This is a genomic window from Motilibacter deserti (genome assembly GCF_011250635.1).
GTDB lineage: Bacteria > Actinomycetota > Actinomycetes > Motilibacterales > Motilibacteraceae > Motilibacter_A > Motilibacter_A deserti.
Window position 1 is genome coordinate 1 of sequence record NZ_JAANNP010000025.1, and the last position, 22363, is coordinate 22363.

22 protein-coding genes and 1 tRNA gene are annotated in these 22363 nt (G+C 73.4%); 8 read left to right on the forward strand and 15 right to left on the reverse strand.

Going from position 1 to position 22363, the window contains the following annotated elements; all coding sequences use genetic code 11:
* The 4 genes from G9H71_RS16220 to G9H71_RS16235 form a co-directional block, all read right to left on the reverse strand.
* A partial coding sequence (locus G9H71_RS16220; RefSeq protein ID WP_166283647.1) for a hypothetical protein occupies positions 1 to 239 on the reverse strand: 239 nt, incomplete at its 3' end.
* Positions 236 to 1489, reverse strand: coding sequence for an asparagine synthase-related protein (locus tag G9H71_RS16225; protein ID WP_166283649.1), 1254 nt, complete (start codon positions 1487 to 1489; stop codon positions 236 to 238). The genes G9H71_RS16220 and G9H71_RS16225, both read right to left, overlap by 4 nt.
* Before the next feature lie 52 nt (positions 1490 to 1541).
* Complete coding sequence (locus G9H71_RS16230) at positions 1542 to 1694, reverse strand: hypothetical protein (RefSeq protein WP_166283651.1); 153 nt, start codon at positions 1692 to 1694, stop codon at positions 1542 to 1544.
* Positions 1695 to 1904: 210 nt separating this feature from the next.
* A complete protein-coding gene (locus tag G9H71_RS16235) occupies positions 1905 to 2036 on the reverse strand; it encodes a lasso RiPP family leader peptide-containing protein (RefSeq protein WP_166283653.1) in 132 nt (43 codons plus the stop codon).
* A 259-nt stretch (positions 2037 to 2295) separates the two neighbouring features.
* On the opposite strand from G9H71_RS16235, the gene G9H71_RS16240 reads away from it, so the two are divergent.
* On the forward strand, positions 2296 to 3168 hold the full coding sequence (locus tag G9H71_RS16240) for a DUF6065 family protein (protein ID WP_166283655.1): 873 nt from the start codon (positions 2296 to 2298) through the stop codon (positions 3166 to 3168).
* A 99-nt stretch (positions 3169 to 3267) separates the two neighbouring features.
* Here the strand turns inward: G9H71_RS16240 and G9H71_RS16245 are convergent, their stop codons facing one another.
* The 4 genes from G9H71_RS16245 to G9H71_RS16260 form a co-directional block, all read right to left on the reverse strand.
* Positions 3268 to 3537 (reverse strand): PqqD family protein, encoded by a 270-nt coding sequence (locus G9H71_RS16245; RefSeq protein ID WP_166283657.1) that lies wholly within the window; start codon positions 3535 to 3537, stop codon positions 3268 to 3270.
* Positions 3538 to 3625: 88 nt separating this feature from the next.
* Positions 3626 to 4603: a ribose-phosphate diphosphokinase gene (locus G9H71_RS16250; RefSeq protein WP_166283659.1), complete on the reverse strand. Its 978-nt coding sequence runs from the start codon at positions 4601 to 4603 to the stop codon at positions 3626 to 3628.
* A complete protein-coding gene (gene glmU, locus G9H71_RS16255; protein WP_166283660.1) occupies positions 4600 to 6114 on the reverse strand; it encodes a bifunctional UDP-N-acetylglucosamine diphosphorylase/glucosamine-1-phosphate N-acetyltransferase GlmU in 1515 nt (504 codons plus the stop codon). Before glmU ends, G9H71_RS16250 begins: the two co-directional genes overlap by 4 nt.
* A gap of 116 nt (positions 6115 to 6230) precedes the next feature.
* Positions 6231 to 6302: transfer RNA gene (locus G9H71_RS16260), tRNA-Gln, on the reverse strand.
* Between the two features lie 161 nt (positions 6303 to 6463).
* Between G9H71_RS16260 and G9H71_RS16265 the strand changes: the two genes are divergently transcribed.
* Positions 6464 to 7417, forward strand: a complete 954-nt coding sequence (locus G9H71_RS16265; protein WP_166283661.1) for a UDP-glucuronic acid decarboxylase family protein — start codon at positions 6464 to 6466, stop codon at positions 7415 to 7417.
* On the opposite strand, the gene G9H71_RS16270 is transcribed toward G9H71_RS16265, so the two are convergent.
* Positions 7407 to 7967 (reverse strand): arsenate-mycothiol transferase ArsC, encoded by a 561-nt coding sequence (locus tag G9H71_RS16270; protein ID WP_166283662.1) that lies wholly within the window; start codon positions 7965 to 7967, stop codon positions 7407 to 7409. The two genes, G9H71_RS16265 and G9H71_RS16270, sit on opposite strands and share 11 nt — an antisense overlap.
* A gap of 374 nt (positions 7968 to 8341) precedes the next feature.
* Here G9H71_RS16270 and G9H71_RS16275 point away from each other — a divergent pair, with 374 nt between their 5' ends.
* The 4 genes from G9H71_RS16275 (at position 8342) to G9H71_RS16290 (ending at position 12009) form a co-directional block, all read left to right on the forward strand.
* Positions 8342 to 9310: an acyl-CoA desaturase gene (locus G9H71_RS16275; protein ID WP_331273054.1), complete on the forward strand. Its 969-nt coding sequence runs from the start codon at positions 8342 to 8344 to the stop codon at positions 9308 to 9310.
* Between the two features lie 139 nt (positions 9311 to 9449).
* The gene (locus G9H71_RS16280; protein ID WP_166283677.1) at positions 9450 to 10049 is read left to right on the forward strand and encodes a TetR family transcriptional regulator; all 600 of its coding nucleotides are present in this window, start codon (positions 9450 to 9452) and stop codon (positions 10047 to 10049) included.
* Positions 10046 to 10621 carry a MarR family winged helix-turn-helix transcriptional regulator gene (locus G9H71_RS16285; RefSeq protein ID WP_166283664.1) on the forward strand — a complete coding sequence of 192 codons (576 nt, stop codon included), beginning with the start codon at positions 10046 to 10048 and terminating at the stop codon, positions 10619 to 10621. Before G9H71_RS16280 ends, G9H71_RS16285 begins: the two co-directional genes overlap by 4 nt.
* 80 nt (positions 10622 to 10701) lie before the next feature.
* Positions 10702 to 12009 (forward strand): hypothetical protein, encoded by a 1308-nt coding sequence (locus G9H71_RS16290; RefSeq protein ID WP_166283665.1) that lies wholly within the window; start codon positions 10702 to 10704, stop codon positions 12007 to 12009.
* Positions 12010 to 12034: 25 nt separating this feature from the next.
* Here the strand turns inward: G9H71_RS16290 and G9H71_RS16295 are convergent, their stop codons facing one another.
* The 3 genes from G9H71_RS16295 to rsmA form a co-directional block, all read right to left on the reverse strand.
* Positions 12035 to 13807 (reverse strand): ABC-F family ATP-binding cassette domain-containing protein, encoded by a 1773-nt coding sequence (locus G9H71_RS16295; RefSeq protein ID WP_166283666.1) that lies wholly within the window; start codon positions 13805 to 13807, stop codon positions 12035 to 12037.
* A 3-nt stretch (positions 13808 to 13810) separates the two neighbouring features.
* Positions 13811 to 14722 (reverse strand): 4-(cytidine 5'-diphospho)-2-C-methyl-D-erythritol kinase, encoded by a 912-nt coding sequence (locus tag G9H71_RS16300; protein ID WP_166283667.1) that lies wholly within the window; start codon positions 14720 to 14722, stop codon positions 13811 to 13813.
* A 104-nt stretch (positions 14723 to 14826) separates the two neighbouring features.
* Positions 14827 to 15717: a 16S rRNA (adenine(1518)-N(6)/adenine(1519)-N(6))-dimethyltransferase RsmA gene (rsmA, locus tag G9H71_RS16305; RefSeq protein ID WP_407939773.1), complete on the reverse strand. Its 891-nt coding sequence runs from the start codon at positions 15715 to 15717 to the stop codon at positions 14827 to 14829.
* Positions 15718 to 15906: 189 nt separating this feature from the next.
* On the opposite strand from rsmA, the gene G9H71_RS16310 reads away from it, so the two are divergent.
* Positions 15907 to 17091 (forward strand): acyltransferase family protein, encoded by a 1185-nt coding sequence (locus G9H71_RS16310; RefSeq protein WP_166283668.1) that lies wholly within the window; start codon positions 15907 to 15909, stop codon positions 17089 to 17091.
* Positions 17092 to 17125: 34 nt separating this feature from the next.
* Here G9H71_RS16310 and G9H71_RS16315 read toward each other — a convergent pair whose 3' ends face one another.
* The 3 genes from G9H71_RS16315 to rsmI are packed head-to-tail and all read right to left on the reverse strand — an operon-like array spanning position 17126 to position 20689.
* Positions 17126 to 17998, reverse strand: a complete 873-nt coding sequence (locus G9H71_RS16315; protein WP_166283669.1) for a TatD family hydrolase — start codon at positions 17996 to 17998, stop codon at positions 17126 to 17128.
* Positions 17995 to 19788 carry a methionine--tRNA ligase gene (gene metG, locus G9H71_RS16320; protein WP_166283671.1) on the reverse strand — a complete coding sequence of 598 codons (1794 nt, stop codon included), beginning with the start codon at positions 19786 to 19788 and terminating at the stop codon, positions 17995 to 17997. The genes G9H71_RS16315 and metG overlap by 4 nt, the downstream gene beginning before the upstream one ends.
* A gap of 10 nt (positions 19789 to 19798) precedes the next feature.
* On the reverse strand, positions 19799 to 20689 hold the full coding sequence (rsmI, locus tag G9H71_RS16325) for a 16S rRNA (cytidine(1402)-2'-O)-methyltransferase (protein ID WP_166283673.1): 891 nt from the start codon (positions 20687 to 20689) through the stop codon (positions 19799 to 19801).
* Positions 20690 to 20711: 22 nt separating this feature from the next.
* On the opposite strand from rsmI, the gene G9H71_RS16330 reads away from it, so the two are divergent.
* Positions 20712 to 22292 carry a dolichyl-phosphate-mannose--protein mannosyltransferase gene (locus tag G9H71_RS16330; RefSeq protein ID WP_166283675.1) on the forward strand — a complete coding sequence of 527 codons (1581 nt, stop codon included), beginning with the start codon at positions 20712 to 20714 and terminating at the stop codon, positions 22290 to 22292.
* Positions 22293 to 22363: the final 71 nt, after the last annotated feature.

Here is a 22363-nt window from a genome sequence, read left to right on the forward strand (position 1 = left end):
CGGTCGCCCGCCCACCGCGGCAGCAGCGCCTCGGGCGGCTCGCCCGGCGCCTCGGCGGCCAGCCGCAGCCCGTAGCGCGCGGCCAGCTCCGGCAGCGCCAGCCGGCGGACGTCCAGCTCCACCCGTGACGCGAGGGCGAGCACCGTCAACACCTCGCGGCCGCGGCGCGCGACGGCCCGACCCTTGCGCACCACCCGGCGCGGCAGCGCCGCCCCGGTCGCGCCGACAGCACCCGTCACGGCTGCCGGGGGGCCGGGACCTGCGGCAGGCCGTTCTCGGCGAGCCACGCGGCGTGCAGCATCGACATGGACGCGGCGTGGGCGTTCGGCTCGATCCAGATCTTGCGCAGCACCTCGGCGTCCACCAGCTCGGGGTCGGCCCCGGCGCCGGACCAGGAGCGGGCGAAGTCGCGCGACAGTTCGTCGACCGCGACCTCGTTGAACCGCGCCTTGCCCACCCGCGAGACGACCTCGGGGTGGAGCACGTCACCGAACAGCTTGTCCGTCGACTCCCGGCGCGACGCGAAGCCCCAGGTCCCGCACTCGCGCGCCCAGGCCTCGACGAAGGCGCGGTCGAGGAAGGGGTAGTGACACTCGACGTCCATCGCCCCGGCCACCTTGTTGACGTTGGCGATGTAGCGCAGCACCGCCCGGCGGGCTGGGGCGCGGCGCACCGAGTCGCTCCAGCGGAACGGCTCGGCGACCCGGTCCTCGGTCAGCCGGCGGTAGTAGTCCTCGCGCGGGCCGGGCTGCATCCACGGGTGCTCGTCGTGCGCCTCGACGAAGCGGCGCAGCCGTCGGCGGCGTACGAACGAGGGGGCACCGCTCTCGACCATGCCCTCGAGCAGCCGGCGGGACGGGCGCGGGCGGCGCTGCCAGGTGCCGGTGAAGACGCTGACGCGGCGCTCCATCATCACCTCGTCGCCGCCCTCGCCGGTGAGGAAGCTGCCGCCACGGGCCAGCTCCCACAGCGGGGAGTGGGTGTGCCCCAGGGGCGGCCAGACGAGGCCGTAGGTGCGCAGGACGTTGAGCGCGCGCTCGCCGAGCACGTCGAAGCTGCCGGTGTCCGGGATCCGCACCCAGTCGGTGAGGCCCAGGTCCTTGATGAGCAGCTCCTGCCACCGGGTCTCGTCGGCGTTGCCGCGGCCGGTGAAGTCGTGCGTCGCCGCGATCGGGCGGGGCAGCCCCTCCCGGTCGGCGACCTTCACCGCGACGGCCAGGATGGCGCTGGAGTCACGGCCGCCGGAGAAGGCGATCACGCACGGGGGGCGCAACAGTGCGCGCAGCACGGCCTGCTCGAACGCGTGCCGAGCGGTGCCCGGGTCCACGTCGGCCGGCCACGGCGTCAGCCGGTCGAAGCCCGGGACCCAGCCGGCCGCGACCTCGAAGGGGGTGAGCCGGTAGAACCCGTCCGGCGCGAGCGACCGGGTCAGCTCGACGTCCTCCCAGGACTGCGGCACGACCAGCTCGATCCCGTGCGCACGCGTCATGCTCGCCCACCCATGGCGCGAGCATAGGGGAGCGGCCCCGCCGGCGAGGGGCTCAGGAGAAGACCGTGAAGACGGTGCCCGGGTGCGCCAGCGGCATGTCGCTGGCGAAGCCGACGTCCGACCGCCCGGTCAGCTGCTCCAGCGTCCCGACGACGGTCAGCTGCGGTGCCACGTAGTCCTTCATCCCGGCCCCCCGGTCCCTCATGGCCGCGACGCGGCCTCGGCACGGCGCCGGCGGCCCCGGCGCTCGCGTCGAGGGAACCAGAGCGCGACGCCTCGTGCGGCCTGTCCTTCGTCAGGTCACCCGGACGGCGGCGGGCCAGGCTGCGCAGGCTCGACGGAGTGCCGGCGGACATGCAGAAGGGGCCGCCCGACCGAGGTCGGACAGCCCCTTCCGTCAAGCCGTGCAGCTCGATCAGGAGAAGATCGAGAACGGCGGCACCGGCGTGCCGATCGGCACGTCCGTCTGGGAACCCGCAGTGGACTGCGCAGTGAGACGCTCGAGCGAGCCCACGACGGTCAGCTGCGGAGCGGAGTACTCGCGCATCTGAACCCCCCCTTCCGTTGTGAGATGGATGCAACATCGAAGACGGTAGGGGAGGGACGTGACAGGCTTCAAGCTAGATCCGCATGAGTTCACGCAAACGACTCGGACGGACCAGCGAGATTGCGCTGCAGTCAGCTCACGTCACCGTGCGTGATTGCCAGGCCGGGTTAAAACCGGACATTTGCCGCCCGGCACTGCCTGCGACCCTGAAGTGGTATTGGTCACGTATCCGACCAGCGAGACATGGAAGAAGGCCGGGATGTCACAGCTCGACCAGGCTGATGGGGGTTCGACCGCTGCGGCCGATCCCGCGACGGGGCTCGGGCTGCGCCCCGTTGCGGGCGACGCGCTCGTCGGCTACTTCGGCGGCCCGCCCTCGGCCCGCACTCGCGTCGTCCCGTCGGCCCGCAAGCGCGAGTGGCTGGACGCCGGGCGGGCACGCGCGGGCAAGCACTGCCTGCCTCTGCTGATGGCCAACGAGAACGGCTGGGAGGTCCTGAACCCGGTCGCGGTCACGGTCGAGTGGAACGGGGAGGACGCCGCGGGCAACGTCGCGATCACCGCGGACGGCGGGCGCCGCGACGCCATCGCCCACTCGGCGTTCGGGGCGGGTGTCGTCAGCTTCGCGATCCCGGTGCTGTTCCGCACTCCACCGGGGGTGAACCTGCTGGTGCGCGGGCCGGCGAACCGGCCCAAGGACGGCATCAGCGCGCTCGAGGGCCTGGTGGAGACCGACTGGGCGGCCGTCACGTTCACGATGAACTGGAAGCTGACCCGCCCGGGCCACCCCGTACGCTTCGAGGAGGGCGAGCCGATCGCGATGCTCGTGCCGCAGCAGCGCGGAGCGCTCGCGGGCCTGGACCCGCAGTGGGTCCCGCTGGACGAGGACCCGGTCTCGCGCGCCGGTGCCGAGCGCTTCCACGCCGACCGTCAGCAGGCCCGCCAGGTGAACTTCCTGGCCGAGCACGGATTCGCCGAGCCCGCACCGCTGAGCCTGAAGTACTTCAAGGGCCAGTTCCCCGACGGCCGGCCCGCACCCGAGCACGAGACGCAGCTGCGGCTGCGCCCGTTCCGCGAGTGGGAGGGGGCTCCCCCGGCCGAGGGCTCCGGACCGCTGCAGGCCGGCTACTAGCCCGACCGGCTCCCAAGACACCACAGACTTCACAGGACGCCACAGGCCCGCGGGAAGTCCCGCGGGCCTGTCGGTGTCTGCGTGCCGGAGCGAGCGCGCTCAGGCCAGGACGTCGCTCCCGGTGAGCAGGCCGTGCTCGCGCAGCGAGCCGACGAACGCCTCGACGTCGCGCATGGCGATGACGCGGTCCACGTTGTACTCGGCGACGACGGCGTCCACCAGCTCGTCCATGGTCCGCTCCTGGCGGAGCAGCTCGTAGAGCAACGAGCCGGTCTCGTTCAGGGTGAGGTACTGCGACTTCTCCAGGTCGAGCACGACCGTCTCCGCGTCGAACGAGCGAGCGGCCAGGCCGTCGGATCGGATGCGCATGGGCCCCCCTTGTGCGTGGTGTTATGACCTTACGGTCCGGAGCGCTCCCGTGGGCGCCGAACCTCCGAGATGTGCCCGAACGGCGGACTCAGGCCTCGCCGCCGAAGAGGCTGGTGACCGACCCGTCATGGAAGACCTCGCGGATGGCGCGCGCGATCAGCGGCGCGATCGGGAGCACCGTGAGCTTGTCGAAGCGGCGCTCCGGCGAGATCGGCAGGGTGTCCGTGACGACGACCTCGCTGATCCGGCTGTTCTTGAGCCGGTCCACGGCCGGGTCGGAGAAGACCCCGTGGGTGGCGACGACGACGACCTCGGCCGCACCGTTCTCGAAGAGCGCGTCCGCGGCCTTGGTGATCGTCCCGCCGGTGTCGATCATGTCGTCGACGAGCACGCAGAGCCGGCCCTCGACCGAGCCGACGACCTCGTGCACCTTGACCTGGTTGGCGACCCGCGGGTCGCGCCTCTTGTGGATGATCGCCAGCGGGGCGTTGAGCGTGTCGGTCCAGCGCTCCGCGACGCGTACGCGCCCGGCGTCCGGGCTGACGACGGTGAGCCGGCTGTGGTCCAGGCGCGCCCCGACGTGCTGCGCGAGCACGGGGAGGGCGAACAGGTGGTCGACCGGGCCGTCGAAGAAGCCCTGGATCTGGGCGGTGTGGAGGTCGACGACGATGAGCCGGTCGGCGCCGGCGGTCTTGAACAGGTCGGCCATGAGGCGGGCCGAGATCGGCTCGCGACCGCGGTGCTTCTTGTCCTGCCGGGCGTAGCCGTAGAACGGCATGACCACGGTGATGCGCTTGGCCGACGCGCGCTTCAGCGCGTCGACCATGATCAGCTGTTCCATGATCCACTGGTTCAGCGGCGCCGTGTGGCTCTGCATGACGAAGGCGTCGCTGCCGCGCACCGACTCCTCGAAGCGGACGAAGATCTCGCCGTTGGCGAAGTCGTACGCCGACGTCGGCACGATCTCGACGCCCAGCTCCTGCGCCACGCTCGCGGCGAGCTCGGGGTGGGCCCGGCCCGTGAACAGCATCAGCCGCTTCTCGCCCTTGGCGGTCATCCCGCTCATCGGCCTGCTCCCTCGCTGTCGTTGCCGTTGCCGTCCTCGCCCTGGCGGCCCCCCGGCCCGCTGCCGGCCGCTGCCCGTGCACTCGATGTGCCCGGCCGTCTGCGCTCCACCCACCCGTCGACGTTGCCCTGCCGGCTGCGCCCGACCGCGAGCGCGCCGGGCGGCACGTCCTCGGTGACCACCGAGCCGGCTGCCGTGTAGGCGCCGTCCCCCACGGTCACCGGGGCCACGAGCACGGTGTCGCTGCCGATGCGTACGTGGTCGCCGACCTTGGTGCGGTGCTTCGCGACGCCGTCGTAGTTGGCGAAGATCGTGGCCGCGCCGACGTTCGTGCCGGCGCCCACCTCGGCGTCGCCGACGTAGGACAGGTGGGGCACCTTGGCCTCCTCCCCCAGCACGGCGTTCTTCATCTCCACGAAGCCGCCCGCCTTCGCCCCGGCGCCGAGGACGGTGCCCGGCCGCAGGAACGTGTAGGGGCCGACCGTCGCGCCGGTGCCGACGCGCGCGCCCTCGCAGGTGGAGCTGCGCACCACCGCGCCCTCCCCGACCTCGGTGTCCACGAGCGTGGTGTCCGGGCCGACGACCGCGCCCGCGGCAACCGTGGTGCCGCCGTGCAGCCGGACGCCCGGCAGCAGGGTGACGTCCGGGGCCAGCGCGACGTCGGCGTCGACCCACGTCGTCAGCGGGTCGACGACCGTGACGCCGGCGCGCATCCAGTGCAGCAGCAGGCGGTCGCGCAGGGCGGCGCCGGCCTGGGCCAGCTGGGCCCGGTCGTTCACGCCGGCCACGTCGAGCGCGTCGGGAGCGGTGACGGCCGCGACGGGCCGGCCCTGCTCGCGCAGGATCGCGAGCACGTCGGTGAGGTACTCCTCGCCCTGCGCGTTGTCCGTCGTCAGGCGGCCGAGCGCGGCTCGCAGCTGCTCGACGGCGAAGACGTAGATGCCGCTGTTGATCTCGCGCACGGCCCGCTCCTCGGGCGTCGCGTCGCGGTGCTCCACGATCGCCGCGACCCCGCCGGTCGCGTCCCGCAGCACCCGGCCGTAGCCCGTCGGGTCCTCGAGCAGGGCCGTGAGGACGGTGGCGGAGGCGCCCGCGGTGCGGTGCCCCTCGACGAGCGCGCGCAGCGTCGCCGGCGTGAGCAGCGGGGTGTCGCCGGCGGCCACGACGAGCGTCCCGGTGAGCTCGGGCATGGCCTCGAGAGCGGTGCGCACGGCGTGGCCGGTGCCGCCCTGGCGCTCCTGCACGACGGGAACGGCGTCGGGCTCGATCGCCGACAGGTGGGCGACGACATGGTCGCGCCCGGCGCCGACGACGACCACGACGCGCTCGGGCGACAGCTCGCCCGCCGCCGCGAGCACGTGCCCGAGCAGGCTGCGGCCGGCGACCGCGTGCAGGACCTTGGGCGTACGGGACTTCATGCGCGTCCCCTCGCCCGCCGCCAGCACGACCACCGCGTCGACGGGCGCCGGGCCCGGAGGAGTCGAGGAAGGGGTGGACGGGGCGAGGCTCACACGCGCTCCTGCGCTCGTTCGTGCTGGTGGGGCTCTGATGGAGGAAGGTGCTGCCGTCGCCGAGGCGCGGCCGTCAGGCGACCCCACGAGCCTACCGGCGGCCGCCGGGCCTCCCGCTCCGCCGCTTGGATTCGAACCAAGACTGCAAGGCTCCAAAGGCCTGCGTGCTGCCGTTACACCACGGCGGACCACCCCGGGGCGGGGGCGGCGCCAGTCTGCCACCCCCGCCCCGACCGCCCGCGCCGCCCGGCAGCGCGCTTTGCGCGGACGGCCTTGGCGCGGTGCCCTGACCCGTAGGATCACGCCGAGGTCGAGGAGCGCCCGCGGGCGTTGACGAGGGGATCGTGGCGTGGGCCGCACAGTTGTCACGGGTGGCGCGGGGTTCCTGGGGTCGCACCTGTGCGAGCGCCTGCTGGCCGACGGTGAAGAGGTGCTCTGCCTGGACAACTTCGTCACGGGCACGCCCGCCAACGTCGCCCACCTGCTCGAGCGCCCGGGCTTCCGGCTCGTCCGGGCCGACGTCACCGACTACATCCACGTGCCCGGCCCGGTGGACACCGTCCTGCACTTCGCCTCGCCGGCCTCGCCGATCGACTACCTCCAGCTGCCTATCGAGACGATGAAGGTCGGCTCCATCGGCACGCTGCACGCGCTCGGCCTGGCGCGCGAGAAGGGGTCCCGCTTCCTGCTCGCCTCGACGTCGGAGACCTACGGCGACCCGCAGGTCCACCCGCAGCCGGAGTCCTACTGGGGCCACGTCAACCCGGTCGGGCCGCGCGGCGTCTACGACGAGGCCAAGCGCTTCGGCGAAGCGCTGACCATGGCCTACCGGCGCACCCACGACGTCGACACCGGCATCGTGCGCATCTTCAACACGTTCGGCCCGCGCATGCGCCCGAACGACGGGCGGGCGATCCCCACCTTCATCCGGCAGGCGCTGGTCGGCGAGCCGATCACGGTGGCGGGCGACGGGTCCCAGACCCGGTCGATCATCTACGTCGACGACCTCATCGAGGGCATCCTGCGGCTCGTGCGCAGCGGCCTCGAGGGCCCGGTCAACGTCGGCAACCCCCACGAGCTCAGCATGCTCGACCTCGCCCGGTGGATCCGCGACCTCACCGGCTCCAGCTCCCAGATCGAGTTCGTCCCCCGCCCCCAGGACGACCCCAGCGTGCGCCAGCCCGACATCACCCTTGCCCGCGCCAAGCTCGACTGGGAGCCGACGGTGCCGATCGAGGACGGGCTCTCGCGCACGATCGAGTGGTTCCGACAGCACGACGAGGTCCTCGGCGTCACCGCCTGACCCGGGCGATCCGCGCCAGCGGCGCGAGCACGACGCGCAGCTCGCGCTCGAGCAGGGCCACCACCTCCTCGTGCGCTTGCGCCGGGCCACGGATCGGGTCCATCACGTCGTCGTCACCGTCCGCCGCCAACCCGCGCCAGCGACCCACGTCCAGCGCCCACTCCCGCGCCCCTGCCTCCGTCGGCGCTTCGGCGCGGGCGACGAGCCGGGAGAGCTCGCGCAGCGTGAACGCCCGGCGCAGCACCGGCGGGTAGGTGCGCACGGCGTGCGCGCGGTGGCCCCGAGTCATCCCGAGCACGAGGTCGGCGGACTCCACGAGCCGGCGGGTGATCGGGCGGCCCGCGGGCCCGGCAAAGTGCACGCCGCGGCGCTGCAGAGCCGCGAGGGTGAACGGGTGGACCTCGGCGCCCGTCACCGGCGCTGTCCCGGCGCTCGTCGCGAGCACCGCGCCGTCGGACAGGCTCTCTGCGAGTGCGGCCGCCGCCGGGGACCGGCAGATGTTGCCGGTGCAGACAAAGAGGACCCGGACCGGGTCTGCGGCCCGAGTCACCGTGCCTCATCCCGCCAGCGCACCTGGCCGGATTCCGCTCCCGTGCCGGTCATCTCTGCAGGTTAGCGAGGCCGGAGCCGAGCGGGCAGGCCTCGAGCTGCCGGCGGGCACTCTGGCGCAGGCGTCCACCTTCGTCGGGGTGACTCTGCCGCGTGGACTCTTCGGGCACGTGAGGCCGATTTCGACAGGATTGCCGGGCACGCCCTACGCTCTTCGCGGCAGCGGAGACTGCACGACCTGGCCGAGAATGGAGTCTCCGCAGATCTTCCTACGCGTCCGTAGGTTACGGTAGCGTAGCCGGGGTAGTAGCAGGTCGCCGCGAGTTCGACGCGGCCGGCCCCCGCCTTTCCTCTCCCGCAATGCAAGGAGCCCCAGTGACCGCTTCCCCCCTTGCGGACCGGCCGACGGCGTCGGTCGACCTCGACCTGGAGGCCGAGCGCGCCTTCCACGGCGACGACCACAAGCGGACGTGGGAACAGGTCGCGCTCGCGCTCTTCATCGCCGTCCCCTTCCTGGCGCTGATCGTCGCTGTCCCGGTGGCCTGGGGCTGGGGGCTCGGCTGGTCCGACGTCGTCATCGCCCTGGTCATGTACTTCATCTCGGGCTTCGGCATCACCGGTGGCTTCCACCGCTACTTCACCCACGGCGCCTTCAAGGCCAAGCGCGGCCTGCGGGTGGGGCTGGCGGTGGCCGGCAGCCTGGCCGTCGAGGGCCCGGTCATCCGCTGGGTCGCCGACCACCGCCGCCACCACAAGTTCTCCGACAAGGACGGCGACCCGCACTCGCCGTGGCGCTACGGCGAGACGTTCCCCGCGCTGATGAAGGGCCTGTTCTTCGCGCACATGGGGTGGCTGTTCGACGTCGAGCAGACCAACCAGCGCCAGTACGCGCCCGACCTGCTCAAGGACAAGGACATCCTGCGGGTCTCGCGCGCCTTCCCCTACCTGGTGCTGGCCTCGCTCCTCGTCCCCGCCCTGCTCGGCGGCCTGCTGACCTGGTCGTGGCAGGGCGCGGTGACCGCGTTCTTCTGGGGCAGCCTCGTCCGCATCGCGGCCCTGCATCACGTCACCTGGTCGATCAACTCGATCTGCCACGCGATCGGCGAGCACGAGTTCAAGAGCCGCGACCGCTCCGGCAACGTCTGGTGGCTGGCGATCCCGTCGCTCGGCGAGTCCTGGCACAACCTGCACCACGCCGACCCGACCTGCGCCCGCCACGGGGTCAACCGCGGTCAGATCGACATCACCGCGCGCACGATCTGGCTCTTCGAGAAGCTGCACTGGGCCTACGACGTCCGCTGGCCCGTGAGCGCACGGCTGGACGCCAAGCGCACTGCGGCCTAGGACGTGCACCTGCGCGCCGGCCTGCGCCCCTCCGCGTGAATTCCGTGGGGCCGCAGCCTGAGACGATAGAGGCGTGACGGACGCCTCTCCTCCCGCCCGCCGGGCCGCCCGCAACGGGTCGGCCGGCGGGCGGGTGCGCATGACGGGCAAGGAGCGCCGCGAGCAGTTGCTCGACGTCGGCCGCTCGCTCTTCGCCGAGAAGGGCTTCGAGGGCACGTCGGTCGAGGAGATCGCGGCGAAGGCAGGGGTCTCCAAGCCGGTGGTCTATGAGCACTTCGGCGGCAAGGAAGGGCTCTACGCCGTCGTCGTCGACCGCGAGGTGGAGCGGCTGCTCGGGTCCATCACGGGCACGCTGACCACGACCGACCGCTCGCGCGAGCTGCTCGAGCAGGCCGCGCTCGCGCTGCTGGACTACATCGAGTCCTCCAGCGACGGCTTCCGCATCCTCGTCCGCGACTCCCCCGTCGCCTCGTCGAGCGGCGGGACGTTCGCGACGATCATGAGCGACGTCGGCAGCCAGGTGGAGCACATCCTCATCGCGGAGTTCAAGAACCGCGGGTTCGACGCGAAGGTGGCGCCGCTCTACGCGCAGATGCTCGTCGGGATGGTCGCGCTGACCGGCCAGTGGTGGCTCGATGCCCGCAAGCCGCGCAAGGCCGACGTCGCCGCACACCTGGTCAACCTCGCCTGGAACGGTCTGAAGAACCTCGAGGCCAAGCCGAAGCTGCTGTCGCGGTGAGCGGCGCGGCGCCTCAGGCCGCTGGAGAAGGCCCTGCTGGAGCTGACGAGGTCGACCGGATCGTCGCCGCGTGGCGGCGGGAGCGGCCCGATCTCGACGTAGGTCCGCTGGAGGTTCTCAGCCGCGTGAGCCGGCTGGCGCGCCAGCTCGATCTGGCCCGTAGGGACGCCTTCGCCGACGCTGCGCTCGAGGCGTGGGAGTTCGACGTGCTCGCCGCGCTGCGCCGCGCGGGGGCGCCGCACTCCATGTCGCCGGGGCAGCTCGCCCACGAAACCTTGGTCGGGTCCGGAACGATGACGAACCGCGTCGACCGGCTGGAGGCGAAGGGGCTGGTCCGCCGGGCCCCGAACCCGCGCGACGGCAGGGGCGTGCTCGTCGTCCTGACCCCGCAGGGCGCGGCCCGGTCCGAAGCCGCGCTCACGGCGCTGCTGGCCCGCGAGCGCGTCGTGCTCGCGGCGCTGGACGACCCTGAGCAGCAGCAGCTCGCGCAGCTGCTGCGCCGGCTCCTCCTCCCCCTCGACGGGTCTGGCCGCGTCTTCGAGCCGGGCGTCGGGCACCCCGCGACGGGATGACCGCCGGCCTCCCGCGCAACCGCAAAGCCGCCCGCCCCGGCGTCCGCCCCTGCCAGGATGACGCCGTGGAGGATGCGACCGTGACTCGAGGGCCCGCGGGCTCTACCGCCGGCTCCGCGACGTCCGGGCCCGGCCACGCCGGCCGCCCGGTCCGCAGTTGGGCCCCTGCGACGCTAGCCATCGCCCTGGTCTCGGCCACCCTGGGGGCCGTCTACGTCGGGCTCGTCCCGCGAGGGCTCCCCTACGACGAGCCCTCGCACTGGCTCAACGTCATGCACATCGCCGAGGATTGGACACTGCCGCGCCTCGGCCAGCCCGACGTGACGTACCAAGCGCAGCAGGGCCCGCTGGCGTACGCCCTGGGCGCCGTCGTCCTGGCCGTGACGCGCTGGATCGCCGGTGACCTGGCCGGTTTCTACGCGGTACGCACGCTCGGCCTCGCCGAACTGCTCGCGCTGGGCGCGGTGACCGCATCGCTCGTCACGCGCGCGCTTCCCCGTGCACGCTGGGCGTTCCCCGTGGCGTTCGGGTTCGTCACGCTCAACCCGATGATGCTCGCGATGTCGACCAGCGTGCAGAACGACACCCTGAGCCTGCTCCTGGCGGCGCTGGCGCTGCATGTGGGGCTCGTTCCCGCTGCCGCGCGCAACCCAGGCAGGGCCGCCGTCGCCGGCGCGCTGGCCGGTCTCGCGATCCTGGCCAAGGTGACGGCGTTCCCCGTCGCCGTCGTGCTGCTCGCGGTGTGGGCATGGCGACGGGAGTGGCGCGCCGTCGCGGCGTCCGTCGTCGCGCTGGCCGTCGTCACGGGGTGGTGGTTCCTGCGCAACCTCGACCTCTACGGCGACCTCACGGGAGAGAAGGCCATCGAGGAGGCGGGCTACCCGTTCGACCCGGTGAGCGCGGCGCCGATCCCGCTGGCGCGCAACGTCATCACCTACCTCTGGCTGCCGACGGAGTACTACCGCAACCTCATCGTGTCGCCCACTGCCCTCGACGCGCTGGCCGTGCTCCTCACGGTGGCGGGCCTGGCCGGAGGCGTGCTGGCGCTGGCGCGGCTGCGCACCGTCCGCGACTGGGCGGCGGAGAGCCGACTGCTCATGGGCGCGGTGCTCGCGACGGCGGCCATCGCGTTCGTGGCCTATGTCTACACGACCACCCAGGTGCGCGTCGTCGCGCTGCGCTTCGCCTACGTCGGGTGGACCGGCTGGGCGCTGGTCTACGTCGCCGCCTTCGGCCTGCTGGCGGGTCGCAGGCTGCGCGGCGCCGCGCTCGCCGCCGGGGCCGTGGTGCTGCTCGCCCTGTCGGGCTGGGTCCTCATCTCCGTAGCGCAGGACGCGCCGGACGTCAGCCCCGACTGGCCCGGGGTCTCCTCCTCGGCCAGCCGCTAGCGCCGGGGCCGCCCGCCCGACCCGCTCACCCCACCGACAGCTCGAGCCAGCGCTCCTCGAGCTCGGCTCGCTCGGCGACGAGGCCGCGCAGCTCGTTGTCCAGGGTCTGCAGCTGCTCGTGGTCGGTCGCCGCGGCGGCGAGCGCGGCGTGCAGCTCGGCCTCGCGCTGCCCGAGTCGGTCGAGGCGCCGCTCGATGCGGGTCAGCTCCTTGCGTGCCTCGCGGTTGTCGCCGGCCGCGCGGGCCGAAGCCGGAGCTGCGGCGGCGGCCACCGCGGCGTCGGCAGCCGCCTCGAGCCCAGCGCGCCGCTCGAGGTACTCGTCGACGCCCCCGGGCAGGTGCCGGATTCCCTGATCGCCGAGCAACGCCCAGACCGACCCGCAGACCCGCTCCAGGAAGTAGCGGTCGTGGCTCACGGCGACGAGGGTCCCCGCGAAGCCGTCGAGCAGGTCCTCGAGGCCGGACAGCGTGTCCGTGTCGAGGTCGTTCGTCGGCTCGTCAAGGAGCAGGACGTTCGGCTCGGTCATGAGCAGCCGCAGCAATTGCAGCCGGCGCCGCTCGCCGCCGGACAGGTCGGTCACGGGCGTCCACTGCCGGTCGCGGCCGAAGCCGAGCCGCTCGAGGAGCTGGGCGGCGCTCTGCTCGCGTCCCTTGCCGAGGTCGACGACCGGCTTGACCTCCTCGACGGCCTCGATGACCCGCAGGTCCGGTGGCAGCTCGGCGGCCTCCTGCGACAGGTAGGCGACGCGGATCGTCTTCCCCACCACGAGCCGCCCCGCGCTGAGCGGGTGCTGCTGCGCGAGCACCCGGAGCAGGGTGCTCTTGCCGGCGCCGTTGACCCCGACGACACCGACGCGGTCCCCCGGGCCGAGCCGCCAGGTGACCCGGTCGAGCAGCGTCCGGCCGGGCACGTCGACGGTGCCGTCCTCGATCTCCAGGACGGTCTTGCCGAGCCGCGCGCTGGCGAACGCCACCAGCTCGACGTCGTCGCGCGGCGGTGGCTCGTCGGCGATGAGCGCGTCTGCCGCGGCGATTCGGAACTTCGGCTTGCTCGTCCGCGCGGGCGCACCGCGACGCAGCCACGCGAGCTCCTTGCGGATGAGGTTCTGCCGCTTGGCCTCCTCGGACGCCGCCTGCCGGGCACGCTCGGCGCGGGCGAGGACGTACGCGGAATAGCCCCCCTCGAACTCGTGCACCGCGCCGTCGACGACCTCCCACGTCCGGTCGCACACCTCGTCGAGGAACCACCGGTCATGGGTCACGACGGCGAACGCGCCGCGCCGGGCCCGAAGGTGCCGGGCCAGCCAGGCGACGCCCTCGACGTCGAGGTGGTTCGTCGGCTCGTCCAGCAGGATGAGGTGGTCGTCGCCGAGCAGCAGCCGGGCGAGGGCGACCCGGCGGCGTTCTCCGCCGGACAGGCCTGAGGAGTCCCTGTCCAGCGCGGCGAAAGCCGCGACGCCGCCGAACAGGCCGTCGAGGACGTCGCGGGCGCGGGGGTCCCCGGCCCAGGCGTGCTCGGGCAGGTCCCCGACGACGAGCTCGCGAATGGGTACGCCCAGGGGCAGGTCGTCGGCCTGGGTGAGCATGCCGACCCGCATGCCGCCAGCGTGCACGACCCGCCCGGTGTCGGGGGCCACACGCCGGCCGAACAACTGCAGCAGGGTCGACTTGCCGCCGCCGTTGCGGCCGACGACGCCGACGCGTGCCCGCTCGGTGAGCCCGATGGTCACGTCGTCGATGACGGTACGCGTACCCCAGGACTTGGAGACGCCCTCGAGGGCAGCGAGGGTGGCGACCATGGCTCAGGCTCCCTGTGGATCGAGAAGGCGGGCCCCGTGCGCCGGAGCAGAGGCGGTACGCACCCCGCGCACGCCCTCGACCGCCTCCAGGTCGTGGACGATCCGCGCGGCCGCTTCCCGATCCGCGGCGAGGAACGCGCACGTCGGGCCACTGCCCGAGACCAATCCGCCCACCGCGGAGCGTCGTCCGGCCTCCAGGACCGCGTGCAGGCCGGGATGCAGGCTGACCGCCGCGGCCTGCAGGTCGTTGTCGAGCGCCGCGCCCACACCGGAGACGCTGCCGGCGCGCAGGGCTGACAGCAGGGCGTCGGACACCGCGGGCTCGGGCACCGGGGCGCCGGCACGCAGGCGGTCGCACTCGGCGTAGACGGACGGGGTGGACAGTCCGCCCTCGGCGAGGGCGAACACCCAGGTGAAGCTGCCCTGCGACAGCACCGCGGTGAGCCGCTCGCCTCTGCCGACGCCCAGCGCCGTGCCACCGGTCAGGGAGAAGGGCACGTCGCTGCCGAGCGCCGCCGCGTGCGCAGCCAGCCTGTCCGCGTCGAGGCCGAGCTCCCAGAGGGCGTTGCACGCCACGAGCGCGCCTGCCGCGTCCGCGCTCCCGCCGGCCATGCCGCCCGCGACCGGGATGCCCTTGCGCAGAGTGATACGCACGTCAGGCGCGCGGCCGCCCTCGCGGGCCAGGAGCGCTGCAGCCTTCGCGGCAAGGTTCGTGGCGTCGGCAGGCACGCCCACGGTCTCGTCTCCCGTGACGACGACCTCGAGCCCGTCAGCTGCCTCGACCGTGACCTCGTCGTAGAGCCCCACCGCCTGGTAGACCGTGACGACGCCGTGATAGCCGTCCTCACGCAGCGGCCCCACGGCCAGCTGGAGGTTCACCTTGGCCGGGACGCGTACGCGGACACGCCGCCCCATGCTCTTCGCCTCCGCTGTCCACGTGGTGCCTACCGCAGGCGGACCGGTGCCGCACCGCCCTGGCCGCTCGGCGCGGCCGGTTCCCGATCGTAGGTGGAGCGCGCTCAGCCGGCGGACGCGCCCGGACCGGGCAGCGCCCGCTGGGCGGCGAGCCGGGCGAAGTCCTCGACCGTGAGCGACTCGCCGCGCGCCAGCGGGTCGATGCCTGCGGCGCGCAGGGCCTGCTCGGCCCGGGCGGGCGACCCCGCCCAGCCGGCGAGGGCTGCGCGCAGCCCCTTGCGGCGCTGGGCGAAAGCGGCGTCCACGAGCGCGAAGACCTCCTGGCGCGTCGCGGTCGTCTCCGGCGGGTCCCGCCGGTCCAGCCGGACGAGCCCGGAGTCGACGTTCGGCGCCGGCCAGAAGACGTGCCGGCCGACGGCACCCGCCCGGGACACCTCCGCGTACCACTGCGCCTTGACCGACGGCACTCCGTAGACACGGCTGCCGGGGGCGGCCGCCAGCCGGTCGGCCACCTCGGCCTGGACCATCACCAGGCCGCGGCGCAGGGTCGCGAAGCGCTCGAGCAGGTGCAGCAGCACGGGCACCGAGACGTTGTAGGGCAGGTTGGCCACGAGCGCCGTCGGCGCCGGGCCGGGCAGCGTGTCGACCTCGAGCGCGTCGGAGCGGACGACCTCGAGCCGCCCGGCCAGGGCCGGCGCGCGCTCGCCGACCGTCTGCTCGAGCCGCCCGGCGAGCACGGGGTCGATCTCGACCGCGACGACGCGGGAGACGGCCGGGAGCAGGGCCAGGGTCAGCGAGCCGAGCCCGGGGCCGACCTCCACGACCACGTCGTCGGCGCCGACGTCGGCGACCTGGACGATCCGCCGCACGGTGTTGGCGTCGATCACGAAGTTCTGGCCGAGCGTCTTCGTGGGGCGCACCCCGAGCTCCGCCGCCAGCGCACGCACCTCGCGCGGCCCGAGGAGCGCGGCCCCCAGCGCGTCGGTCAACCTCAGCACTCCCTGTGGACGGTCCGGCTCGGACGGGTCTGGCTCCGAGGGGGACCGGTCAAGCAGCTGGCCCACTCGTTGCAGCCAGGGTAGGCCGGGTCGCGGTTGACCCTACGGGCGAATTCCGTCACCCGCACGAGCGGCGGCACGCAGGATGCCAGGAGCAGCACCGCCCCGCGCCGCACAGTCGAGGCGATGGGAACCGTAGGGGGACGCGTCCGCAGGCCGGGCGTCGACGGAGCGCGGGCGCTGGCCTGCCTGATGGTGCTGGCCTTCCACTCGTGGGAGTTCGCCGGCAGCCCGAGCTCGCACGGGCTGGGCGCCATGTTCGAGCTCAACGCCGGTGTCGACCTCTTCATGATCCTCAGCGGCTTCTGCCTGATGCTTCCGCTCCTGGAGCGGCAGAACGGGGTCGAGCGCTTCGACTGGCGCACCTACCTGCGCCGCCGCGTACGCCGCATCGCCCCGCCCTACTACGCCGCCATCGCGTACGCCGTGGCGCTGCCCGCGGTCCTGGTGGCCGGCTATCGCGCGCTGGGGATCAGCGCGTCCTGGCAGCCACTCCCGTCAGCTGCAGACCTCTTCACCCATCTGACGTTCACCCATTCACTCTTCCCCGAATACTGGAACGGCATCAGCGGGAGCTTCTGGTCCCTCGGCCTGGAGATGCAGTTCTACCTGCTCTTCCCGCTGCTGGTGCTGGCCTTGCGGCGCCGGGGTGCGCTCGTGCTGGCCCTCGGAGCCGCGGCCAGCGTGGCGTACCGGGTCGTCCTCGACCTGAACCCGCAGCCCGAGCCGATGGGCCTGCTGCTGACGCTCAACGCAGCGGGACGGCTCATGGAGTTCTGCGCCGGGGCGCTGGCGGCCGTGCTCGTGGCCCGCACCGCCCGTCAGCTGACCGTGCCGCTCGCGGTCGTCGCCGGCGTCTGCATCGCTGGTGGCCTGGTCCGCAACGCACCGCTCGCGCACCTGCCCGCCCGCGAGCTGCTGCTGTCCACCGGCTTCGCCGCGTTGCTCGCGCTCGCCGCCCGGCCGGGCAACGCGGTCTCGGCCGCGCTGTCCGTGCGTTGGCTCGCCTGGCTCGGCTTCGTGTCCTACAGCGTCTTCCTGCTGCACCAGCAGACGCTGTACTACTTCCAGCAGGGCCTGGAGAAGGCGCTCGGGGTGCCGCAGGGAGCGCCGACGCTCGCCCTCGAGCTGACTGTGGGGCTGGCGCTCGTGCTGGCTGTGAGCTGGGGCTTCCACCGCCTCGTCGAGCTGCCGTTCATGCGCCCGGCCCGCAGGCCGCTGCACGCCCGCCCCGCAGGCTCAGCTTCCCTGGTCCCGGGGCAGCGCAGGGCGGGCCAGGACGTGCGCCCGGAGCCGGCCTTCCGCGGGTGAGACTACGACGGGCGCCGGCTCCCGTGGCGCCCCGTCACCAGCTCCCGAACGCCCGCTCGGTGTTGGCCGCGAGCGCCAGGCACAGCTCCTCGACCGCGACGCCCTTCACCTGCGCCATCAGCCGCACGGTGAGCGGGATGAGGTAGGACGCGTTCGGCCGCCCGCGGAAGGGCATCGGCGTGAGGTAGGGCGCGTCGGTCTCGACGAGCACGTTGTCCAGCGGCGTGACGCGCAGCGCCTCGCGCAGCGGCTCGGCGTTCTTGAACGTCACGGTGCCTGCGAAGGACAGGAACCAGCCGCGCTCGACGCAGTGACGGGCCATGTCCGCGTCGCCGGAGTAGCAGTGGAAGACGACGCGCTCCGGCGCCCGGTCGGCCAGGACGCGCAGCACGTCCGCGTGGGCGTCGCGGTCGTGGATCATCAGCGCCTTGCCGTGCCGGTCGGCGATCTCGATGTGGGACCGGAACGAAGATTCCTGCACCGCACGTCCGTCCTCGCCCGTGCGGAAGAAGTCCATCCCGGTCTCGCCCACGGCGCGCACCCGCGGGTGGGCCGACGCGGCGTCGACCTCCGCGAGGGCGTCGTCGAGCTCGCCCTTGCCGGCCAGCAGCGGGGCTTCGTTGGGGTGGATCGCGACGCCGGCGACGACCGTCGGGAACCGCTCGGCCGCCTCGACCGCCCATTTCACCCCCGGCCGGTCGCAGCCCACCTGCACGATGCGGGTGATGCCGGCGGCCGCGGCGTCGGCGATCGCCTGCTCCGGGGCGTACCACTCCTCGCCGTCGGCGATGTCCATGTGGCAGTGGGCATCGGCGACGGGGAGCGGGAGCGGCTCGGGGGCCGGCGGGCGGGAGGTGTCGCGAGTGCGCTCGCCGCCCTTGCGGCCCCGCGTCGGCCCGTCCGTCACTCGGTGGCCCCGCCCTGCAGCCGGGCGAGCTCCTCCTCCACGATGGACTCGTCGAGCTTCTTGAAGACCGGCGTCGGCGGCGACAGCGGCGTCCCGGGCGCGATCGGGCGCGACTCCCAGCGCGGGACGTCGGAGTAGTCGCCGGTGAGGATCGGGTACGCCGGGCCGCCGTCGAGGTCGTCGACCTCCTCGATGCGCGGCAGCGGGGCGAAGACCCCCTGGCCGCCGAGCATCTCGTGAATCTTCTGCGCGCTGTGCGGCAGGAACGGCGCGAGCAGCGTGTTGCAGTCGCTGATCGCCTGCAGCGCGGTGAAGAGGACGGTGTCGCGGCGCGCCGGGTCGTCCTTGAGCTTCCACGGCGCCTGGTCCGAGAGGTACTTGTTGGCCTCGCCGACGACGCGCATCGCCTCGCCGATCGCGGCCTTCTGCCGGTGCTTCTCGAGCAGCGAGCCCACGCTCGCGAATCCTGCTTCGGTCGTCGCCAGCAGCGCGCGGTCCTCGTCCGTCAGCTCGCCGGGCGCGGGCACCGCGCCGACGTTCTTCGCCGCCATGGAGATCGAGCGGTTGACCAGGTTGCCCCAGCCGGCGACCAGCTCGTCGTTGTTGCGGCGGCGGAACTCCGACCAGGTGAAGTCGGTGTCCTGCGTCTCCGGGCCCGCGACGGCGATGAAGTAGCGCAGCGCGTCGGCGTCGTAGCGCTCGAGGAAGTCGCGAACGTAGATGACGACCGAGCGCGAGGAGGAGAACTTCCTGCCCTCCATCGTGAGGAACTCGCTCGAGACCACCTCGGTGGGCAGGCCCAGCTCGCCGAGCTCCCCCGGCTCGCCGCCCCCGGCGCCCTTGCCGTCGTACCCGAGCAGGATCGCGGGCCAGATCACCGAGTGGAAGACGATGTTGTCCTTGCCCATGAAGTAGTAGGCGCGGCACTGCTCGTCCTGCCAGAAGCGGCGCCACGCGTCCGGGTCGCCGCTGCGCCGGGCCCACTCGACCGACGCCGAGAGGTAGCCGATCACGGCGTCGAACCAGACGTAGATGCGCTTGTCGGTGCGCTCCTCCCAGCCCTCGAGCGGGATCGGGACGCCCCACTCGAGGTCGCGGGTGATCGCGCGCGGCTGCAGGTCGTCGAGGAGGTTGAGCGAGAACTTCAGGACGTTCGGCCGCCAGTCCTCGCGCGACTGCAGCCACGACCCGAGCGCCTCGGCGAACGCGGGCAGGTCGAGGAAGAAGTGTTCGGTCTCGATGAACTGCGGCGTCTCGCCGTTGATGCGGCTCTTGGGGTTGATCAGGTCGGTGGGGTCCAGCTGGTTGCCGCAGTTGTCGCACTGGTCACCGCGGGCCGAGTCGTAGCCGCAGATCGGGCAGGTGCCTTCGATGTAGCGGTCGGGCAGCGTGCGTCCCGTCGACGGGGAGATGGCGCCCATCGTCGTCTTCGGCACGACGTAGCCGTTGCGGTGCAGGGTCCGGAACATCTCCTGCACCACGGCGTAGTGGTTGCGCGTGCTGGTGCGGGTGAACAGGTCGTAGGACAGCCCGAGGCCCTGCAGGTCCTGCACGATGACCCGGTTGTAGCGGTCGGCCAGCTCGCGGGCGGTCAGCCCCTCGGCGTCGGCCTGCACCTGGATGGGGGTGCCGTGCTCGTCGGTGCCGCTGACCATCAGCACGTCGTTGCCCGCCATCCGCATGTAGCGGCTGAACACGTCCGAGGGGACTCCGAAGCCGGACACGTGGCCGATGTGCCGCGGGCCGTTGGCGTACGGCCAGGCGACGGCGGTGAGGACGGGGCGAGCCATGCGCTCCAGCCTAGTGCGGCGGCTCCGAGCCCTCGGCGTCGTCGTCCACAGCGCGGGCGGCGAGCACCGCGGCGTACACCTGCTTCTTCGGGACCCCGGCCTCCTTGGCCACCGCGGCCAGCGCCGCCTTCCGGTCCTCGCCGGCCTCGACCCGGGCGGCGACGCGCTCGGCCAGTGCCGCGTCGTCGACGTCGCCGGGCGCGGCCGGTGGGGCTCCCGCGACGACCAGCGTGATCTCTCCGCGTACGTCGCCCGCCGCCCACTCGGCCAGCTCGCCGAGCGGGCCGCGACGTACCTCCTCGTAGGTCTTGGTCAGCTCCCGGCACACCGCAGCGGGCCGGTCCGCCCCGAACGCGGTCGCGAGGTCCGCGAGCGCCGCGGCGAGCCGGTGCGGGGCCTCGAAGAAGAGCAGTGTGCGCGGCTCGGCCGCGAGCTCGGCCAGCCGGCGGGCGCGCTCGCCGGCCTTGCGCGGCAGGAACCCCTCGAAGCAGAAGCGGTCGGCGGGCAGCCCCGACACGGCGAGCGCGGTCAGCACGGCGCTCGGCCCGGGCACGGCCGTCACGCGGACCCCCGCCTCGACAGCCGCGGCGACCAGCCGGTAGCCCGGGTCGGACACGCTGGGCATCCCGGCGTCGGTCACGAGCAGCACGCGGGCGCCGCGCTCGAGCTCCTCGAGCAGCTCGCGGGTGCGAGCGACCTCGTTGGCCTCGAAGTAGCTCAGCGCCCGGGCCGGCGGCGGCACGTCGAGCGCTGCGCACAGCCGGCGCAGCCGCCGGGTGTCCTCCGCGGCGACGACGTCGGCGGCGGCCAGTTCCGCGGCGAGCCGGGGCGGCGCGTCCGCGGGGTTGCCGATCGGCGTGCCGGCGAGCACGAGCACGCCCGGCTCAGGGTCGTCGCTCACGCTGCGACCCTACGATGGCCCGATGGCCAGCACGCTCGCCCCGCCCGGGCAGCCCCCGGGCGAGCCCGCGCCCGCCACCGACGCCCCCTCCCCCGGCCGCAGCCTGGCCACCGCCGCGGGCAGGCGGCTGAACGCCCCGATGCCGCAGGACGGCCTCGCCGGGTGGCTCGGCCCGCTGCTCGTCGCCGCGGTGGCGGGCGTGCTCCGGTTCTGGCACCTCGGCCGCCCCGGCGAGAAGGTCTTCGACGAGGTCTACTACCCGTCCGAGGGCGCGTCGCTGTGGGACTACGGCGTCGAGGTCAAGGACGGCGTGCCGGAGTACGTCGTTCACCCACCGCTGGGCAAATGGGTCATCGGCTTCGGCGAGCAGCTGTTCGACGGGGCGTTCGGCTGGCGCTTCGCGACCGCGCTGCTGGGCACGCTCGCGGTCTTCGTGCTGGCCCGCGCCGGGCGCCGGCTCTTCCGCTCGACGCTGCTCGGCTGCGTGGCCGGCCTGCTGCTCGCCCTCGACGGCCTGCACCTGGTCATGAGCCGCACCGGGCTGCTCGACTCGATCCTGATGTTCTTCGTGCTGGCGGCCTTCGCCTGCCTGCTCGTCGACCGGGACGCGACGAGAGCCCGGCTGGCGCGCTCCCTCGACGCGGCTGCTGCCGGCAGCGGGCCGTCGCTCGGCGCCCGGCCCTGGCTGCTCGCCGCCGGCGCGCTGCTCGGCGCGGCCTGTGCGACCAAGTGGAGCGGGGCGTTCTACCTTGCGCTCTTCGGGCTGATGAGCCTGCTGTGGAGCGCGTCCGCCCGCCGCGCGGCGGGCGTCGCCCGCCCCTACACCGCCGCCCTGCGCCGCGACCTGCCGGTCGCCGTCGTCGCGCTCGGCGTCGTGCCCGTCGCGGTCTACCTCCTGTCGTGGACCGGGTGGTTCCTCTCCCCGGGCACCGAGGCGTACGGCCGGGACTGGGGCCGCGACAACCCGGCCTCGGGGCTGGCGGGCCTGGTGCCCGACGGCCTGCGCAGCCTCTGGCACTACCACGCCCAGGCGTACGAGTTCCATCGCAACCTGCGCACGAAGCACGCCTACCAGTCGAACCCGTGGAGCTGGCTGGCGCTCGGCCGCCCGGTCGCGTTCTGGTATCCCCAGGGCGTCACCGGCTGCGGGTCGGGCTCGTGCTCGCAGGCGATCCTCGCGCTCGGCACGCCGGCGCTCTGGTGGGCCAGCATCGCCGCGCTCCCGGTCGTCGCCTTCCGCTGGCTCGCCCAGCGCGACTGGCGGGCGGGCGCGATCCTCGCCGGCGTCGCCGCGGGCTACCTGCCGTGGTTCAACTACGAGGAGCGGACGATCTTCTCGTTCTACGCGGTGGTGTTCGTGCCGTTCCTCGCGCTGGCCGTCACGATGGTGCTCGGCATGCTGCTAGGTCCGGCGCCTGCCGTCACCGACGACGGCGACCCCGAGCCGGCCGGTGCCCGCCGCCGCACCTGGGGTGCGGCCGTGGTCGGGGCCTATCTGCTCGTCGTCGTCGCGTGCGTGGCGTACTTCTGGCCGATCTACACCGCGCAGGTCATCGACCAGAGCGACTGGGCCGCCCGGATGTGGTTCCGCAGCTGGATCTGATCGCGCCGGGATCAGGCCGGGCGGCGCGCCACGCAGGCGCCCGGGTCAGGGCGCGCAGCGTGTCGGGGCGG

Bases quoted from the DNA above. Each gene is read 5' to 3' on its own strand.
- G9H71_RS16295 (WP_166283666.1), bottom strand. From the start codon at position 13,807: ATGGTCGCCACCCTCGCTGCCCTCGAGGGCGTCTCCAAGTCCTGGGGT.
- G9H71_RS16230 (WP_166283651.1), bottom strand. From the start codon at position 1,694: ATGAGGGACCGGGGGGCCGGGATGAAGGACTACGTGGCACCGCAGCTG.
- G9H71_RS16280 (WP_166283677.1), top strand. From the start codon at position 9,450: ATGACGGGCAAGGAGCGCCGCGAGCAGTTGCTCGACGTCGGCCGCTCG.
- G9H71_RS16240 (WP_166283655.1), top strand. From the start codon at position 2,296: ATGTCACAGCTCGACCAGGCTGATGGGGGTTCGACCGCTGCGGCCGAT.
- G9H71_RS16330 (WP_166283675.1), top strand. From the start codon at position 20,712: ATGGCCAGCACGCTCGCCCCGCCCGGGCAGCCCCCGGGCGAGCCCGCG.
- metG (WP_166283671.1), bottom strand. From the start codon at position 19,788: ATGGCTCGCCCCGTCCTCACCGCCGTCGCCTGGCCGTACGCCAACGGC.
- G9H71_RS16235 (WP_166283653.1), bottom strand. From the start codon at position 2,036: ATGCGCGAGTACTCCGCTCCGCAGCTGACCGTCGTGGGCTCGCTCGAG.
- G9H71_RS16300 (WP_166283667.1), bottom strand. From the start codon at position 14,722: ATGGGGCGGCGTGTCCGCGTACGCGTCCCGGCCAAGGTGAACCTCCAG.
- G9H71_RS16245 (WP_166283657.1), bottom strand. From the start codon at position 3,537: ATGCGCATCCGATCCGACGGCCTGGCCGCTCGCTCGTTCGACGCGGAG.
- G9H71_RS16310 (WP_166283668.1), top strand. From the start codon at position 15,907: ATGGGAACCGTAGGGGGACGCGTCCGCAGGCCGGGCGTCGACGGAGCG.
- G9H71_RS16250 (WP_166283659.1), bottom strand. From the start codon at position 4,603: ATGAGCGGGATGACCGCCAAGGGCGAGAAGCGGCTGATGCTGTTCACG.
- G9H71_RS16225 (WP_166283649.1), bottom strand. From the start codon at position 1,489: ATGACGCGTGCGCACGGGATCGAGCTGGTCGTGCCGCAGTCCTGGGAG.